Source organism: Streptomyces tricolor, assembly GCF_002155905.1.
Taxonomy (GTDB): domain Bacteria; phylum Actinomycetota; class Actinomycetes; order Streptomycetales; family Streptomycetaceae; genus Streptomyces; species Streptomyces tricolor.
Genome location: NZ_MUMF01000573.1, coordinates 5,728 through 6,137 on the forward strand (window position 1 = coordinate 5,728; position 410 = coordinate 6,137).

The following is a 410-nucleotide window of genomic DNA, read 5'->3' on the forward strand; positions in this document are numbered from 1 at the left end:
CGGCGGGCAGGTGCTCGGCGGGCTGGAGACGGGCTGCGACATCGAGTTCTGGCGGTACGGCCGGGAGCTGGGCGCGGACCCGGCGCACCTCACCGTGCCCGGCACCCGGCTCCAGGACGACTACGGCCCGGCCCTGGTCGCCCCCCGCCGCAACGCCGTCTCGGAGGTCCTGCCGACGGGGGCGTGGCAGTCGGCCGCGGTGACTCCGCCCCATCCGGCCCCGGTGACCCCGGCCCACCCCTCCGTGGTGACCGGGCAGCGGCCGGCGACGGTCGCGGGGGAGTACCCGCCGTCGGTGGCGGGACCGTACCCGTCGGCGGTCGCGGGGGAGCAGGCGCCGTCGGTGGCGGGACCGTACCCGTCCGCGCCGGCGGGGGAGCAGCCGCCCCTGCCGACCGTGCCGACGGGAC

1 pseudogene is annotated in these 410 nt (G+C 79.8%); it reads left to right on the forward strand.

Features of this window, described 5'->3' with window-relative positions:
* Positions 1-410, forward strand: a pseudogene (locus CCN44_RS44670) (hypothetical protein); the annotation flags it as partial.